Annotated in this window: 12 protein-coding genes and 1 pseudogene; 4 read left to right on the top strand and 9 right to left on the bottom strand. The window is 41.5% G+C overall.

The genetic code is table 11. The annotated features are described in order from the left end of the window. Positions 1 to 44 precede the first annotated feature (44 nt). The 3 genes from AC4CU3_RS09155 to AC4CU3_RS09145 all read left to right on the top strand — a co-directional run bounded on the left by AC4CU3_RS09155 (position 45) and on the right by AC4CU3_RS09145 (position 2,861). Complete coding sequence (locus AC4CU3_RS09155) at positions 45 to 956, top strand: matrixin family metalloprotease (protein WP_201952982.1); 912 nt, start codon at positions 45 to 47, stop codon at positions 954 to 956. A gap of 115 nt (positions 957 to 1,071) precedes the next feature. After that, entirely contained in the window at positions 1,072 to 1,446 is a 375-nt protein-coding gene (locus tag AC4CU3_RS09150; protein WP_005401765.1) for a hypothetical protein, read from the top strand. 113 nt (positions 1,447 to 1,559) lie between these two features. Continuing rightward, entirely contained in the window at positions 1,560 to 2,861 is a 1,302-nt protein-coding gene (locus AC4CU3_RS09145; RefSeq protein ID WP_039891156.1) for an IS4 family transposase, read from the top strand. A 46-nt stretch (positions 2,862 to 2,907) separates the two neighbouring features. On the opposite strand, the gene erpA is transcribed toward AC4CU3_RS09145, so the two are convergent. The 6 genes and pseudogenes from erpA to AC4CU3_RS09115 all read right to left on the bottom strand — a co-directional run bounded on the left by erpA (position 2,908) and on the right by AC4CU3_RS09115 (position 8,471). After that, the gene (erpA, locus tag AC4CU3_RS09140) at positions 2,908 to 3,243 is read right to left on the bottom strand and encodes an iron-sulfur cluster insertion protein ErpA (protein ID WP_004697409.1); all 336 of its coding nucleotides are present in this window, start codon (positions 3,241 to 3,243) and stop codon (positions 2,908 to 2,910) included. A 118-nt stretch (positions 3,244 to 3,361) separates the two neighbouring features. After that, positions 3,362 to 4,363 carry a putative solute-binding protein gene (locus tag AC4CU3_RS09135; RefSeq protein ID WP_005401766.1) on the bottom strand — a complete coding sequence of 334 codons (1,002 nt, stop codon included), beginning with the start codon at positions 4,361 to 4,363 and terminating at the stop codon, positions 3,362 to 3,364. A gap of 230 nt (positions 4,364 to 4,593) precedes the next feature. Beyond that, positions 4,594 to 5,604: a putative solute-binding protein gene (locus AC4CU3_RS09130; RefSeq protein WP_005401767.1), complete on the bottom strand. Its 1,011-nt coding sequence runs from the start codon at positions 5,602 to 5,604 to the stop codon at positions 4,594 to 4,596. Positions 5,605 to 5,858: 254 nt separating this feature from the next. Further along, positions 5,859 to 6,564, bottom strand: a pseudogene (locus tag AC4CU3_RS09125) (putative solute-binding protein); the annotation flags it as partial. A gap of 141 nt (positions 6,565 to 6,705) precedes the next feature. Next, positions 6,706 to 7,860: an RNA-guided endonuclease InsQ/TnpB family protein gene (locus AC4CU3_RS09120; protein WP_005402020.1), complete on the bottom strand. Its 1,155-nt coding sequence runs from the start codon at positions 7,858 to 7,860 to the stop codon at positions 6,706 to 6,708. After that, complete coding sequence (locus tag AC4CU3_RS09115; RefSeq protein ID WP_005402019.1) at positions 7,857 to 8,471, bottom strand: IS607 family transposase; 615 nt, start codon at positions 8,469 to 8,471, stop codon at positions 7,857 to 7,859. The genes AC4CU3_RS09120 and AC4CU3_RS09115 overlap by 4 nt, the downstream gene beginning before the upstream one ends. Before the next feature lie 276 nt (positions 8,472 to 8,747). On the opposite strand from AC4CU3_RS09115, the gene AC4CU3_RS09110 reads away from it, so the two are divergent. Then, the gene (locus AC4CU3_RS09110; RefSeq protein ID WP_005401769.1) at positions 8,748 to 10,688 is read left to right on the top strand and encodes an ATP-binding cassette domain-containing protein; all 1,941 of its coding nucleotides are present in this window, start codon (positions 8,748 to 8,750) and stop codon (positions 10,686 to 10,688) included. Positions 10,689 to 11,320: 632 nt separating this feature from the next. Here AC4CU3_RS09110 and AC4CU3_RS09105 read toward each other — a convergent pair. From AC4CU3_RS09105 to gyrB, 3 genes are all read right to left on the bottom strand, one after another. Next, positions 11,321 to 11,689, bottom strand: a complete 369-nt coding sequence (locus tag AC4CU3_RS09105; protein WP_005401770.1) for a hypothetical protein — start codon at positions 11,687 to 11,689, stop codon at positions 11,321 to 11,323. A 155-nt stretch (positions 11,690 to 11,844) separates the two neighbouring features. Continuing rightward, complete coding sequence (locus tag AC4CU3_RS09100) at positions 11,845 to 13,149, bottom strand: IS4 family transposase (protein ID WP_062032364.1); 1,305 nt, start codon at positions 13,147 to 13,149, stop codon at positions 11,845 to 11,847. A 109-nt stretch (positions 13,150 to 13,258) separates the two neighbouring features. Then, entirely contained in the window at positions 13,259 to 15,730 is a 2,472-nt protein-coding gene (gene gyrB, locus AC4CU3_RS09095; protein WP_005401771.1) for a DNA topoisomerase (ATP-hydrolyzing) subunit B, read from the bottom strand. Positions 15,731 to 15,746 lie beyond the last annotated feature (16 nt).

Raw genomic sequence — 15,746 nt, 5'->3', positions numbered from 1 at the left:
TTTTTACGCTAAAGTAGCTAAAAATAAAGATATATGAATGAAATATGCGTCAAAGTCTCTTGTTTGCTTTACTGTGCTTTTTAGGATTGATTCTGTATCAAAATATGCAACAGCCCCAGCTGCGTCTCAATCCACTGCTGGATCGACTCACCCATCCATTCGATCAGCGTATTCGCTATCGTATTGCGGAAGTCGATCCGCGTTTTGGTCTCAGTGAACATGAGTTAAAGTACATTAGCCAGCAAGCCACGGATATTTGGAAGCAGGGTTTGGGCCAAGACTACTTTGTCTATGACCCCAATGCTCAGCTCAGTATTCGACTCATTTATGACCAGCGTCAAGATGAGTCGTTACAACGCCGTGATCAACTGTCTAAACTGACACAAAATGAACACGGGCTGAATCAAAAAAATAATGAACTCAAAGCCATGCAGCAAAATCTGGCACGTCACTCAGGGGCTTTAGATGTGCAAAAACAGAGTCTACAAGACCTTAGCCAAAACTATAATGCCATGATCCGTCAGTATAACCAGCACGGCGGAGTCCCTGCTTCGCAGCAAGCTACAGTACAACAGAGTTTGGTGCAGCTGCGTCAACAGCAACACGTTTTAGACCAACAAATTGCCAGCTTTAACCTGCAAGTGAATGCCTACAATCAAAAGGTAGATGAACTGAACCGTTTGGATCAAGGCCATAATCTGGCCATCGACCAGTTCAACCAGCGCTTTCAACCCCGTCTATTTGATAAAGGACTGTTCAATGGGCGTGAAATTCATATTTATGAGTTTGAGTCCAAAGAAGACTTACGTCTGACTTTAGCGCATGAATTTGGCCATGCCCTCGGAATGAAACATCATAATGATCCGAAAGCCCTGATGTACCCAATGCTAGAAGAGCAAAATATGCAGAATTTTCGTTTACAAAGTGCTGATATTGCGTTATTTAATGCCCGTTGAAGTGATGGATTACTAAAAATAATCCCCTAATTTTAATGGGTGTATGAAATACAATCACAGCACATCTTGACTCGGGTTCGTGTTATTGTAAATAATTGAATATCCACTAGAAGCTTTGGAGACGAATGTGAGTTACTACCATATCTTAATCGAAGTAAATGACCACATCAGTACGATTGAAGAAACTCGTGATATCGAAATCTTTGATATTGTTGAGATTCAACCTTATCTCCATTCTATTCTATTGCCCTATTTCAACGAGCAACTGTTAGAACTTGAAGATGAAAATTTAGAGTTTAAGGATGTTTTACATCTGGAAGTGAAACAGACGCTTTTACCGATCAATGACTTGATCGAAGAAGAACAGAAACTGTTACCGAGTGACACCGATGTCACCATTACTGCCTATGAAGTTTTTAATAACCGTGACTTAAGCCAAGATGTCACCACGATTATTTTTGACTTACTCGATGCAATTAAACTCGATTGAAAGCGAATGATTGCATATAAAAAAAGCCCTGCATATGCAGTAATGCTGATCAGTTAAGACAAAATAGCTGAAATGCGGTAAAAATGAGCGTATCCAGATACGCTCATTTTTTTATGACTTTTTCTCAGAATTTAAGTTCAGCATTTCAGCAGACAGCTCCTTCACTTTCTAATTTTAGCGAATTAATTGATTTAAACTGGATTGAAGACTGTTTAAAACGGACCGGGAAAGCATCGGTCAGAAAAAGAAAACTCCCCGCAGAGCATGCTGTATGGCTAGTTATTGGACTTGCATTGTTCCGCGACCAGCCCATCTGGTATGTTGTTCAGCAGCTGCAGCTGGTTTTTGGCACGGCTGAAAGCTGCGCCCCAAGCGCATCAGTGCAGGCCAGACAGCGCTTGGGTCTGGAGCCTTTAAATGTCCTGTTCAATACACTGAGTCAGACATGGTTTGAAGATTCTCAGCCGCAATATTCCGCCTTTCATGGCCTAAGCATCTGCGCTGTAGATGGAGCCGTCTGGTCCATGCCCCACACAGATGAGAACTTCAGGCACTTCGGTTCTTCCAAAGGCAAAACGATAGCAGCACCTTGGCCGCAAGCCAGAGCGGTTTGCCTGATCAACACCAATACTCATGAAGTGATTGATGCCGGGATTGGAAGTATGGATCAAGGCGAGCTGACTTTAGCGAAGAAATTGAAAGTGCCTGCAAATAGCCTGACTTTATTTGACCGGGCCTACTTCTCTGCTGATTTCTTATCAGGGTGGCAGTCTCGGGAAAACTGCCATTGGCTTATGCGGGCTAAAGACAATCTGCGCTATGAAATTATCAGGAAAAACTCAGCGCATGACTTTCAAATCAGAATGCCTGTTTCTCCAAGAGCGAAGAAACTGAATCCGGATTTAGGTGACTATTGGGAAGCCCGCCTGATTGAAACTGAACAGTCTGGAAGGGTTAGACGATACGTTACATCATTATTAGATTCAAAGGCTTATCCTCTGGAAGAGGTCAGTACGCTGTATGCTCAGCGCTGGGAAATCGAGATGTGCTACCGTGAAATCAAGAGCGACCTGCAAGATGGGATGCATTTAAGAAGCAAGCAGCCTGAATTGGTGTATCAGGAATTATGGGGTGTATTGATTGCTTATAATATTCTTAGAAGGCAAATGAAATTTATGGCTCAACGGGCGAAAGTCAGCCCTTTGCGTATCAGTTTCCATATTGCTTCAATCAGCATTATCAATATATTAAGGCATACTCCGCTGGAATCGGCAGGGAATTTGCCCAAGCATTTAGAGCGTTTGCTGGAACAGTCTAAAATGTTTGTTTTGCCTGAAAGAAGATCAAGGCAATGCCCTAGAGTCGTCAAAATAAAGCCTCAAAAGTACCCAAGAAAATGCCAGTCAATTTCTTAACTGACTGGCATTACTCATCATGAGGGCTTTTTTAATCAGATCAGGTTTAGATCGAGAAAGATGAACCACAACCACAGGTCGTGGTTGCATTTGGATTTTGCACGATGAAACGTGATCCTTCTAAACCTTCAATATAATCCACCACTGAACCGACCAAATATTGATAACTCAATGAATCAACCAACATTTTCACATCACCATTGATAAATTCTGCGTCGTCTTCATTTTGGTTTTCAGCAAAGTTAAAACCATAAGAAAAACCTGAACAACCACCGCCCGTGACATATACACGAAGCATTAAATCTTGATTACCTTCACTGTCACGTAATTGACGTACTTTATTTGCGGCATTGTCGCTTAGTTCAAGTGCTTGGGCATTCATCTTAGATTCCTCAGTTCGGTTCAGCTGTCTTTCAAATCAAAAAGACCATATTTCGAGTATAGCATACTCAATATATGGTCCCTATTTGAATATTTAAAGTCAAATCAGACTAATTTTCTCAAGATTGTTTGTAATTTTCATCCTGTAGTCCACATTCAAAGTTTTTCGCCGCTTGCTTACAACGGAATTGCCATAACAGTTTCATCATTCGCTTATCGTAAATACCGCGGTTGGTGAGATCAATTCGTGCTTCCCGCATCATCTTTTGATAACCAGGTTGATCTGCAGCGGGCACCTGCATCCAATATTTTTGCGGAATTTCAGCTTTCATTTTACCCAAGATACCGAATGCACGCTGCAGCTGGCCTTTAACCCATTCCCGTGATTTTTGTCCATAACCTGCAGGGAATTTATCTGGACGAATAATGATATTACCTGTGACCTGTAAAATCGGATAATTCACAATCGCCCCTTTCGTTCCCAAGCCTTTATGTAACTCTAAGGGCTTAAAAACCGCAGCAGGCGCACCAATAATATCGACTTGACCGTTATTGAACTTTGCACCAAAGTTCGTGACATCGGCACTCACAGCTTGCGCACCAATTTGTTGAACCATGACTTTTTGCGCTTGGTCATAGTCCAAAACCGCAATTTTCTTGCCTGCAGCTTTCGCTACAGTATTGATGCTACGATCATTCACCATTAAAAAAGCATCCCCCACAGGAATAACACCTGCCACTTCGTACTTGCCATTGACCATATGTTTAGCAAAAGTTGGGCTGGCCAAACCTTGCATCACTTTAACCGCTAAATTGAGATCGGGAATCGCGCCAATCGCGTCAAGTGAACCCGTAAACGAATTAAATTGACGCCCGCGCATGCCTGTAACACTAATGGCATCACATTTTCCTGCTTTAAAATCCTCAGCAATCACGGCTTCATTTTGTCCGACCCGCAGTTCAATATCCGCGCCCCAGTTTTTAGCCGCCAACTGATAATCTTTCATCAGGCTATACACATCACCATTTTTACCGACTAAGTCGAATACACAAACCACTTGTTTGGCCTGTGTCATCGCTGTTGCAGAAATGACTAATGTCCCGACACTGAGGCTTTTCATCCACTGTTTCATGTATCTTCCTTTTGACTTATTGTTGTTTATTGTGATGAGCCATTCACTTGTGCTCTTTGTTATTTTTTAATGCCCCGAATGACACTTCATTCGGTTCAAAACCACTCATTTCCTACGCGCTATACAAATTGGCCGCTTCAAGAGCATTTAAATCGGTCGATTAAAAGCAAAAAAGAAAGCTCAATTAAACTGAGCTTTCTTTGATTACACTCGTCAAATTACTCACCGCCCAGTGAGCATTCAAAGTTGGCTTTATCCACCGAGCAACGGGCTTTTTTCAAGACTGACATCATCGCTGGGTCATAAATGCCTCGTTTGGTCATATCCATCCGGCCATCACGCAACATTTTTTGATATTTGGTTTTGTCTTCTGCGCTGAGATTCATTTTGTATTTTGCAGGAATGCCTGCTTCTAAACGGCCTATCATCGCGATGCTTTTCGGTAGGTTTTTCACAAACCAATCTCGCGATTTTTGTCCAAAGCCTGCGGGGAATTGATCTGGGCGAATCACAAAGTCAGCTGTCACTTGTAGTACAGGGAAGTTAAACATGGCGCCGTTCGTGCCTAAACCTTTATAAATTTCTAGGGGCTTATAGGCATAAGCCGGTGCGCCGACCATATCGACTTGACCATTATTAAACTTCGCCACAAAGTTAGACACATCGGAAATCACCGCTTGCGCACCGACGCGTTGTACCATGATTTTTTGGGCATCGTCATAGCCCAAGACTGCAAACTTTTTACCTGCCGCTTTTTCAATGGAATTAATACTTTTATCGCGTACAAAAATAAAAGCTGAACCTAAAGGTGCAATCCCTGCCACTTCATATTTTTTACCTCCAAGATTGGTCACCATTTTGGTCGCATTACGCTGATCCAATGCAAAAGTAATTGCACGTTGTGCAATGGCATTGCTTGGCGCTCCGCCCAAAGCATCAATAGAACCGACAAATTTATTGTACTGGCGTGCACGCATAGCGGTCATAAACACGCCATCACACTTGCCTGCTTTAAAGTCGTTGTCGGCAACGGCTTCATCTTGACGAGGGATTAAATTAATTTCAGCCCCCCAGCCTTTTGCCGCCAAAGCCCATTCTTGCGCCATTTGATACGACTCACCAGATTTGCCAAGCAAGTCAAATACACAGATGTCCACTTTAGCCGCTTGTGCTGTTGACGCCACACCCAAAGCAGAAAAAGCAGCGAGTGCGAGGGTTAATTTTTTCATTCTTGTGTCCTTGTTCGTTTTGTTGTTTAACAGGTGTCCATACACATGCAAAATATTAAGCAAGTTAAAATTAAAAAAATAGAGCATTTACTCAAAAACCACCGTCAATTGGGCAAATTTTTTTCTTTTCTCTCATTTTTATTTTCACAGGATTAGTAAAAGCATTTTAAATTCATCATATTAAAATAAAAAGCCTGCATCATCCGTTTTACATGAATGATGCTTAATATTACAAAGAAATACAGATTTTCGCCTTATTCACCACCCAATGAACATTCAAAATTGGTGCGTTCAACCGTACAGCGGGCTTTTTTCAGCACGCGCATCATGCCTGGGTCATAGATCCCTTGTTTGGTTAAATCAATGCGCCCTTCCCGTAGCAAGCGCTGATATTTTTCTTTGTCTTCTTTGCTGAGCTGCATTTAGATTTTGCTTGGAATGGCAGCTTCTAGTCGCTGCACCATGGCAAAGGATTGCGGGATTTTTTGTAAAAACCATTGCCGTGATTGCTCACCAAATTGAGCAGGAAAACGCTCGGGTCTAACAATTAAATCTGCAGTGACATTGACCACGGGAAAGTTAAGCATAGCCCCCTTTAGAGCCTAGGCCTTTTTCAATTTCTAGTGGTTTATAGGCATATGCAGGTGCAGCAACCACATCGACTTCGCCTGTATTAAACTTTTTTATAAAGTTGGAAATATCCGACATTACAGGTACAGCGCCTACCCGCTCCACCATCACTCGTTGTGCGCGGTCATAATGCAGGATGGCAAATTTTTTACCTTGTGCTTTCTCAATAGTGTTCAGACTTCGGTCTTTGACAAAAATATAAGCTGAACCAATCAAGCCAATGCCTGCCACTTCATAACTGTCCCCTTGCAGCGTGGTGGTCATGCGTTTGGTATTTCTTGGATCGAGTACATATTCCACCGCCTTTTGTGCAATTTTATTGCTCGGTACCGTTATTTAAAACCTACTTAAACCTACTTACGTGGGTTTAATGTTTAATTCCTACTTCATCATCAAGAACCAATTGCTATTGCGCTTGGGATTACCTCAATTCCATAGGCTGTCACGGTGTAACTCACCGCCATTGGTGGCTTATGTAGCCACCAATTCTTTATCTGCATGTTTTAGAATATTGATGGCAGCATTAATATCCCTGTGATGCAGGGTGTTACATGAACATCGCCACTCACGCATTGCAAGTGTCAGGTTTTGGTTTAATTCACCACAATTCGAACACATCTTGCTGCTTGGAAAGAATCGTCCAACAGAAAGTATTGATTTGCCATGCTGTTTAGCCTTGTAAATCAACTGTCGCTTGAACTCATAAAAGCCCATATCCGATATGGCTCTTGAGAGCTTACGGTTTTGTACCATACCTTTCACATTTAAATCCTCAATCGCAATCAGATCGAATCGCTTAACTAAATCAGATGTGACTTGATGAAGATTGTTTTTTCTCAAGCATGATATTTTGTAGTGCAAACGAGAGAGCTTGGTTTTCGCTTTTTCTCTGTTTTGACTACCTTTCTTTTTACGGCTAAAAGACTTAGCAAGTCGTCTTAACTTGGCAAGCTGTTTCTTTAGTGGCGCACTTGATGGAACAACCTCGCCATTAGATAAAGTGGCAAGACTGGAAACACCTAAATCAATACCAACAGATAAACCTGTTTTGGGGTGAAGTTTCTCAGGCTGATTTAATTCAACAGCAATCGAAGCAAACCACTTACCACCCTGTTTAAATATTTTCGCTGATAATATTTTTCCTTGATAACGCAAATCCTCAGTCATTTTTACCCAACCCAAGTTTGGGATACTAATTTTTCTATCTTTAATGCTGAATTGGTCATTTGATAATGAGAAGCGATCATCTACGCCTTTTTTTCTAGGCTTTGGATATTTGGATTGACCATTAAAAAAACGATCAAATGAACTACCCAATTGCTTAATCGCAAGTTGTGGCGCACATTTGGTCACTTTAAGCATGAAAGGGTATTTCTCACGCTTGAACGAGTTTAAGTGCTTTCTTATTTTAGCTTCGGATGGTTTATTTAGAAGTTTTTTATCCACCTGAACGCCATAATAGTCACACTGATCTCTATATTCCTTATCTGCTTTATATTGACGTTGCCATTCTTTTAAAGCCCAATTATACGACAAACGAGCAACACCACTCGCTTGAGCGAAATGACTTGCTTGCTTATTATTTGGCAGTAATTGGATTACATGCCCTCGTATGAATCGGCTCATAGTGCGTCTTTGACTGCCTGTATTAACTTTTGGTTTTTCTTACTACGACTACCATATAATCTTGCCGAAAACACTGTAATGATTTCCAAAACATCTTGAGCAAGTTCTTCCTCAAAAGACAAATTTTCACCCTTATTAAGAATGACGATCTCCACGCTTTTAGCTTCACATAAGGCAAAAACCAACTCAGCACCAAACCGCAATAAGCGATCTTTATGCGTTAAAACCAAACGTCCGATTTCATCATTCATGATTGCTTCTAGCAGCTTATTTAAGCCTTTTTTTCTATAGTTCATACCCGAACCAAGATCGGAGATTAATTCAAACGTCCAACCTTGATTTGCACAGTACATTTCAAGAACTTGTTGCTGTCGAATTAAATCTTCTTTTTGGTCATGACTCGATACCCTTGCGTATGCAATGGTTTTCCTTTGAAGTTGACTATCGGGCTTGTGTATTTGCTCAGGCGTGATCTTACTCAGATCATATCGTCTATGATTTTTAGGGGTTCGATCTGCAACCAAAGTGCCTTCTTCATCCCAACGCCTTAATGTTTGAATGGAAACACCTAATGTTTTAGCTGCAACGCTAATGCTTACATATTTACTCATGTTGTATATAATAGTATAGAAATAAGTAGATTTCAATTAGCAGTTACAAACCCTTCATGTTTTTTGTTTTACTGGGGGAAATATATCTGTGTGCTATTCCTCAATATAGGTCAAAAAAGGTCAACTTTTAGCTTTCCGACCAAAGGTCAAATGGTTTCATCCTCCCCTTATAAAGAAACCCTTAGAGATTTCAGTTCAGATAAATTTTGAATGTTTAGTCTTTTGCTGACGCATCCATTAGAATAGGCGCACCTTTTTCTGATATTTGATAGTTCCATGATTCAGCTTGATCAAGTTTCATTGCGCCGTGGTGGACGAGTGTTATTTCAAAAAGCCTCCATGCAAATCCATCCGGGTTGGAAAGTTGGTCTCACCGGTGTCAACGGTGCTGGAAAATCAACCCTGTTTGCTGCTCTCTTAGGCTCGATAGGTCCTGATGATGGCACCCTGAGCCGCCCTGCCGTATGGACGGTGGCACACATGGCGCAGGAAGTAAAAGCCTTAGATATGGCTGCGATTGATTTCGTCCTGACCGGTGATGAAGAATATTGGAACATTCAACAACAGCTCAACCATCCTGAACAGTTAACTGACACTGAACTGGCTGATTTACATGGCCGATTCGACGAAATTAATGGTTATTCCGCACCCGCTAAAGCCGCTCAGCTTATGGCCGGTCTGGGTTTTATGGAACATCAAAACCAACTCTTGGTTTCGAGTTTCTCTGGTGGATGGCGGATGCGTTTAAACTTAGCGCGTACCCTGATGAGCCGTTCGGATCTATTATTACTGGATGAACCGACCAACCACTTAGATCTCGATGCTATTTTATGGTTAGAAGATTGGTTAAATGCCTATACGGGCACCCTAATTTTAATTTCGCATGACCGCGATTTCTTAGATGCGATTACCAACCGTATTTTACATATCGAAAATCAAGAACTCACCCTCTATAGCGGTAACTATTCCACCTTTGAAACCACTCGTGCAGAACGTTTAGCACAACAACAACAAGCCTATGAAAAACAGCTCGAAACACGGGCACATATTCAAAAATATATTGACCGTTTTAAAGCCCAAGCCACTAAAGCACGTCAGGCACAAAGCCGAATTAAACAATTGGAACGGATGCAGCTGCTTGCCCCTGCGCATGTCGATACCCCATTTACCTTTAGCTTCCGTGAACCCACTAAAATGAGTTCACCACTGCTCACTCTAGAACAGGCTGATATTGGTTATGGCGACAAACTGATTGCCACCAATATCAACATACAAATCACCCCGACGAGCCGAATTGGCTTATTGGGGATGAATGGTGCAGGTAAATCAACCCTAATCAAATCCTTAGTCGGCGATTTACCTTTATTGGCAGGACAACGCAAAGCCTCAGAGCTACTCAATATTGGCTATTTTGCACAGCATCAAATGGATTCACTGGATGAGTCGGCCAGCCCAATGCTGCAATTGGCACGGATTGCGGATAAAAAAATCAGTGAAGCGACCTTACGTGCCTTTTTAGGCAGTTTCGGCTTTAGTGGCGAGCGAATGGATACCCCTTGCGAGAGCTTCTCTGGTGGTGAACGTGCACGTTTAGCACTGGCTTTAATCGTATGGTTACGTCCCAATGTCTTAATTCTAGATGAACCGACCAACCATTTAGACTTAGATATGCGCCATGCGCTGACCATGGCTTTACAAGACTATGAAGGTGCTGTGGTCTTGGTTTCGCACGAACGCCAACTGATTGCCAGCGTATGTGATGACCTCATTTTAGTCCATGCTGGAAAATCGACCGAATTTGAAGGCGATCTACACGATTATGCCAACTGGTTACGCCAAGCGCGCCTAGAAATGATTAAACAAGGCGGAATCGTAGCGCCGATCGTGTCTAAAGTCAGCACTCAAAAAACCATCGTTTCAAAGGTTGATAAAGAAGCGCAGCGTAAATTAGCTGCACAGCGCCGTGAACAAACGCGCCCGATTCGTAAAAATATCGAAAAATGTGAAAGCCTACTGGCAAAACACCAACCACGTTTACTCGACATCGAAAGTTTACTCGGTGATGCTGGCCTATATGACGCTGCACGCAAAGATGAACTCATGAAACTGATGAATGAGCAAACCGAACTTAAAAACCAAGTCAGTGAAGCTGAAGAACAAATGCTAGAGCTGATGATGGAACTTGAAGAGCTCGAAAGCTCATTCGAAAACGAATAATCTTTCTTCATACACCCTGCCCGCTCTGTTTATGCATGGCGGGCATTTTTATGTCCTAACCATTTTGAACTATTTACTTTGCTGCAACACCAATCGATTTCCAAAAACGTGCCTTTTCGGTCTATACATGTAATTCAATAAGACACGCATAGTCTGAGCATTTTAAAAATATAAGTGATTGAAATTAAAATTATTGCTTAATAAATAAAGCGATAAATTGATGGATTTTTATTGTTTAGATATTCTTAAAAAGTGAAAAATAGGATTGTTTAATTTAGCTTAATTAATTGAATATTCAGCTATATACAGCCCTATTTACATGCATTTCACAACATAAAACCAAATACAACCTTCACAATAGACAGCGAATATCCATCATGTGCAGACATGCACCTTTCAGCACAATAAGTTTTGAATTTAAAAAGAGGAAATAAATTTAAAAGATCTGATTTAAATTTAAAAAATAAGGCAGGGTTTTAAATTTAAAGACCGCACTTAAAACATCTGTGGATAAAATTATACGTATTTTAGCAGCTGATATAAAGTGCTATTTTTATTTATCCACAGGCCAGCGCTGTTTATTTATTCAGTTGTTTTAGGCAAATCCATCCTCTTTTTTGCGCTCTTTTTCCTTAATTTAATACGGCTCTTTGCGCCTTTAAAAAACGTAATTCTTGTATTTTCCACCCCTGATCAAAGACCCATGTTTCTTGGATTTGTTGGCGATTTTCAACCAAACCAATCAAGACCTGACAGCGTGTTTGGTCACGGTTAAACTCAAATTCTTCAAATTCGACATCGGGTTTTTGAGGTTTCCAAACCCCATTTTTCACAGCATGTGCGATCTTTTCATAGCGGGTATAGTTACTCTCCACACGATCAGCTTGCTCATAGACCACCTTAAAATGCTCATCTTCATATTGAGCTAAAACTTCATAATTGCCCGTAAAAAATGCATTCACCCAAATGTCGCGTACTTGTTCTAGTTGGTTATCCATCATAATGACCTCACATTTTGCACTGTGCAAAAGACTTGATACTCACATCATGACATCGCTATAAGTCAGTTTAATAACAGTGTACATTGCTTATATTTTATTCAAAAGCATAAAAAATGCTGTAAAAAAAAGCACCCCGTAGGGTTAATGCCAGTCAGTTAAGAAATTGACTGGCATTTTCTTGGATATTTTTGTGCTTTAATTTTCACTACTCGCGGACATTGCCTTTGCCTTTTTTCAGGTAATACAAATATTTTAGATTGTTCAAATAATTGCGCTAAATGTTTGGGTAGGTTTCCTGCTGATTCTAAAGGTGTGTGCCTTAAGATATTGATAATACTCATAGATGCAACATGGAAACTGATCCTTAAAGGACTCACCTTTGCATGTTCAGCGATAAACCTCATCTGTCTTCTTAAGATATTATATGCAATAAATACCCCCCACAATTCTTGATAGACCAAATCAGGTTGTTTGCTTCTTAAAATCCTTGCATCCTGTAAATCACTTTTAATTTCCCGATAACACATTTCTATTTCCCAACGCTGGATATAAAGCATTGCAAGGTCTTTGAATGGATAAACTTTAGAATCTGTTAATGATGTAATGTAACGTCTTATTTTTCCTGCATATTCAACTTCAATTAAACGTGCTTCCCAATAGTCACCCAATGACGGATTTATCTTTTTTGCTCTTGCTGAAACAGGCATTTTGATCTGAAAGTCATGGGCCGCATTATGATGAATCACTTCATAACGCAGGTTGTCCTTTGCTCGCATCAACCAATGACTCTCTTCTGCCTGAGATTGCCAGCTCACTAAAAAATCAGCAGAGAAGTAAGCACGATCAAATAGGGTAATACTGCGAACTGGTGCTTTTAATTGACTGGCTAAGGTTAATTCACCTTGATCCATACTGCCCATTTGGGCATCAATCATTTCATGGGTATTGGTATTCACCAGGCAAGTCGCTCTAACTTGTGGGTAAGGTGCAGCTGCTGTTTTGCCTTTGGATGAACCAAAGTGCTTAAAGTTTTCTTCTGTATGAGGCATAGACCAAACCACACCATCTACAGCACAAACGCATAGACCGTGAAAGTTGCTATATTGTTGTTGTGAGTCTTTAAACCATGCCTGACTTAATGTCGAAAATAAAGCACTCATGGGTTCTAAGCCTAAGCGTTGTCTTGCTTGTACGGATGCACTCGGTACACAGTATTCTGCCGTACCGAAAACAAGTTGCAATTGTTGAACCACATACCAAATCGGTTGATTTCGAAATAGAGCAAGTCCGATTACCAGCCAAACAACATGTTCAGCAGGCAGTTTTCTTTTTCGAATTGATGCTTTACCTGTTTGGTCTAAGCAATCTTCAATCCAGTTTAAATCAATCAATTCACTGAATTGTGAAAGTGAAGGTAAGGTTTGTTTTAATGTTAAATCTAGATTCTGAGATAAATTCATAAAAAAAGAGCGTATTTACATACGCTCTTTTTACAGCATTTTAACTTTTTTTGCTTAACTGACTGGCATTACCCCGTAGGGTGCTTTTATGGCTTATTTTGTAAAGCGCTTAGGCATCAATATCCGCATTCAATGCATTTTCTTCAATGAATGCACGACGTGGTTCCACGTCGTCACCCATCAAACAAGAGAACATACGATCGGCTTCAATCGCATCCTGAATGGTAACTTGCAACATGTTGCGGTTTTCAGGATCCATAGTGGTTTCCCAAAGCTGGTCCGCATTCATCTCACCCAAGCCTTTATAGCGTTGAATCATCATGCCACGACGCGAATCAGACAAAATATGCTGCCATACCTGATGGAAGTTAGTGACTGCAATCTTGCGATCACCTTTTTGTAGGTATGCGCCATCTTCCAACAACGTGAACCAACTCTTGGAGTTTTTCAACAAACGTGCATATTCACCAGAACCCAATAAGCCTGCATCTAATAAGTAGCTGTGCGGCAGATTGTGTACATAGATGGTGATACGGGGTAAGTAAGTCTCGATCTTTTGACCATCTGCCAGTTCTTTCTCAAACGTTTCTAAGCTTAACTCAGGACGCAAGCTCGGTTGAATCTCTGCCACAGCACTGCGCACTTGTTCAGCCCACTGCTCAACATAAGCTCGGTCATGGTTTTGATCAAGCTTAAAGCCTTCAACCGAAATCAACGCATCTAAGACACTGGCAGGATAACGTACAGTTAAACGCTGTAAGCTCTTCTGAGACGTTTGATAGTCCGCAATCACATTCGCCAAAGCTTCACCACGGATCGCAGGTGCAGCATCGCTGATGTGCAATTCAAGCTCATCAATCGCGTTTGAAATTAAATAGGTTTCAAGCGCATCATTATCTTTCAGATATTGCTCTTGCTTGCCTTTTTTCAGCTTATACAGCGGTGGCTGAGCAATATAGATATAACCACGCTCCACCAGCTCAGGCATTTGACGGAAGAAGAAGGTCAACAACAGCGTACGAATGTGCGAACCATCCACGTCAGCATCGGTCATGATGATGATTTTGTGATAACGCAACTTGTCCGGATTGTACTCTTCACGACCAATACCACAACCCAATGCCGTGATCAGCGTACCGACTTCTTGAGATGAAATCATCTTGTCAAAACGCGCACGTTCCACGTTTAGGATTTTACCTTTCAACGGTAAAATCGCTTGCATCTTACGGTTACGGCCTTGTTTAGCTGAACCGCCCGCAGAGTCACCCTCGACCAGATACAATTCAGATAATGCTGGGTCTTTTTCTTGGCAATCCGCAAGTTTGCCTGGTAAGCCTGCAATGTCTAACGCACTTTTACGACGCGTCATTTCACGCGCTTTACGTGCTGCATCACGAGCACGTGCCGCATCAATGATTTTGCCTGCAATTGATTTTGCAGCTTGCGGGTTTTCAAGCAAATATTCAGAGAATGATTTATTCATTGCCTGCTCAACCGCAGGTTTCACTTCACTTGAAACCAACTTTTCTTTGGTCTGAGAAGAGAACTTCGGATCAGGCACTTTCACTGAAACAATCGCAGTTAAACCTTCACGGGCATCATCACCAGAAACCGCTACTTTCTCTTTTTTGAGTAAGTTTTCGTTTTCCATGTAGCTGTTTAGACCACGCGTTAATGCCGCACGGAAACCCGCTAAATGCGTTCCACCATCTTTTTGTGGAATGTTGTTGGTAAAGCAACGTACATTTTCTTGATAGGTATCATTCCACTGCAACGCCACTTCAACACCAATGCCATTTTCAGCCTGTACGGTGAAATGGAAAATGTCGTTCAGATGGGTTTTGCCTTGGTTAATATATTTCACAAACTCAGACAGACCACCTTCGTAGTCAAACACATGTTCTGCATGAATACGCTCGTCACGCAAAACAATGCGCACGCCCGCGTTTAAGAAAGACAATTCACGTAAACGACGCGCTAGAATATCGACATTGAAAATGGTTTGGCTAAAAGTTTCAGCACTTGGCCAAAAACGGACAGTTGTTCCTGTCGTATCCGTATTCCCCACAACAGTCAGTGGGTAAACCGGATCACCGTGTTTATATTCTTGTTGATGAATATGACCTGCACGATGAATCGTCAGTTCCAACTTACGCGACAAGGCATTTACAACCGATACACCTACACCATGTAGACCACCTGAAACCTTGTAGCTATTGTCATCAAACTTACCACCTGCGTGCAGAATGGTTAAAATCACTTCTGCGGCAGAAACCCCTTCTTCAGGGTGAATATCGGTCGGAATACCGCGCCCATTGTCCGATACACTTACAGATTCATCTTCGTGAATCGTCACCAAAATTTCATCACAGTGACCTGCAAGCGCCTCATCGATCGCATTATCCACCACCTCAAACACCATATGGTGTAAGCCTGAACCATCATCCGTATCACCAATATACATACCCGGACGTTTACGTACTGCGTCCAATCCACGTAATACTTTGATACTAGAGGAATCATAAGCTTTTTCTGTGGTTTGTTCCGTTTGAGAAGCAGCTTGTTGATCTTCTGAACTCATGGTTTCTCCCTAGCGA

It is taken from the genome of Acinetobacter sp. 802_lipA (assembly GCF_058242885.1).
This window is presented reverse-complemented; position numbering and strand designations above follow the sequence as displayed.

Bases quoted from the DNA above. Each gene is read 5' to 3' on its own strand.
- AC4CU3_RS09155 (WP_201952982.1), top strand. From the start codon at position 45: ATGCGTCAAAGTCTCTTGTTTGCTTTACTGTGCTTTTTAGGATTGATT.
- AC4CU3_RS09145 (WP_039891156.1), top strand. From the start codon at position 1,560: ATGACTTTTTCTCAGAATTTAAGTTCAGCATTTCAGCAGACAGCTCCT.
- erpA (WP_004697409.1), bottom strand. From the start codon at position 3,243: ATGAATGCCCAAGCACTTGAACTAAGCGACAATGCCGCAAATAAAGTA.
- AC4CU3_RS09135 (WP_005401766.1), bottom strand. From the start codon at position 4,363: ATGAAAAGCCTCAGTGTCGGGACATTAGTCATTTCTGCAACAGCGATG.
- AC4CU3_RS09130 (WP_005401767.1), bottom strand. From the start codon at position 5,604: ATGAAAAAATTAACCCTCGCACTCGCTGCTTTTTCTGCTTTGGGTGTG.
- AC4CU3_RS09120 (WP_005402020.1), bottom strand. From the start codon at position 7,860: ATGAGCCGATTCATACGAGGGCATGTAATCCAATTACTGCCAAATAAT.
- AC4CU3_RS09115 (WP_005402019.1), bottom strand. From the start codon at position 8,471: ATGAGTAAATATGTAAGCATTAGCGTTGCAGCTAAAACATTAGGTGTT.
- AC4CU3_RS09110 (WP_005401769.1), top strand. From the start codon at position 8,748: ATGATTCAGCTTGATCAAGTTTCATTGCGCCGTGGTGGACGAGTGTTA.
- AC4CU3_RS09105 (WP_005401770.1), bottom strand. From the start codon at position 11,689: ATGATGGATAACCAACTAGAACAAGTACGCGACATTTGGGTGAATGCA.
- AC4CU3_RS09100 (WP_062032364.1), bottom strand. From the start codon at position 13,149: ATGAATTTATCTCAGAATCTAGATTTAACATTAAAACAAACCTTACCT.
- gyrB (WP_005401771.1), bottom strand. From the start codon at position 15,730: ATGAGTTCAGAAGATCAACAAGCTGCTTCTCAAACGGAACAAACCACA.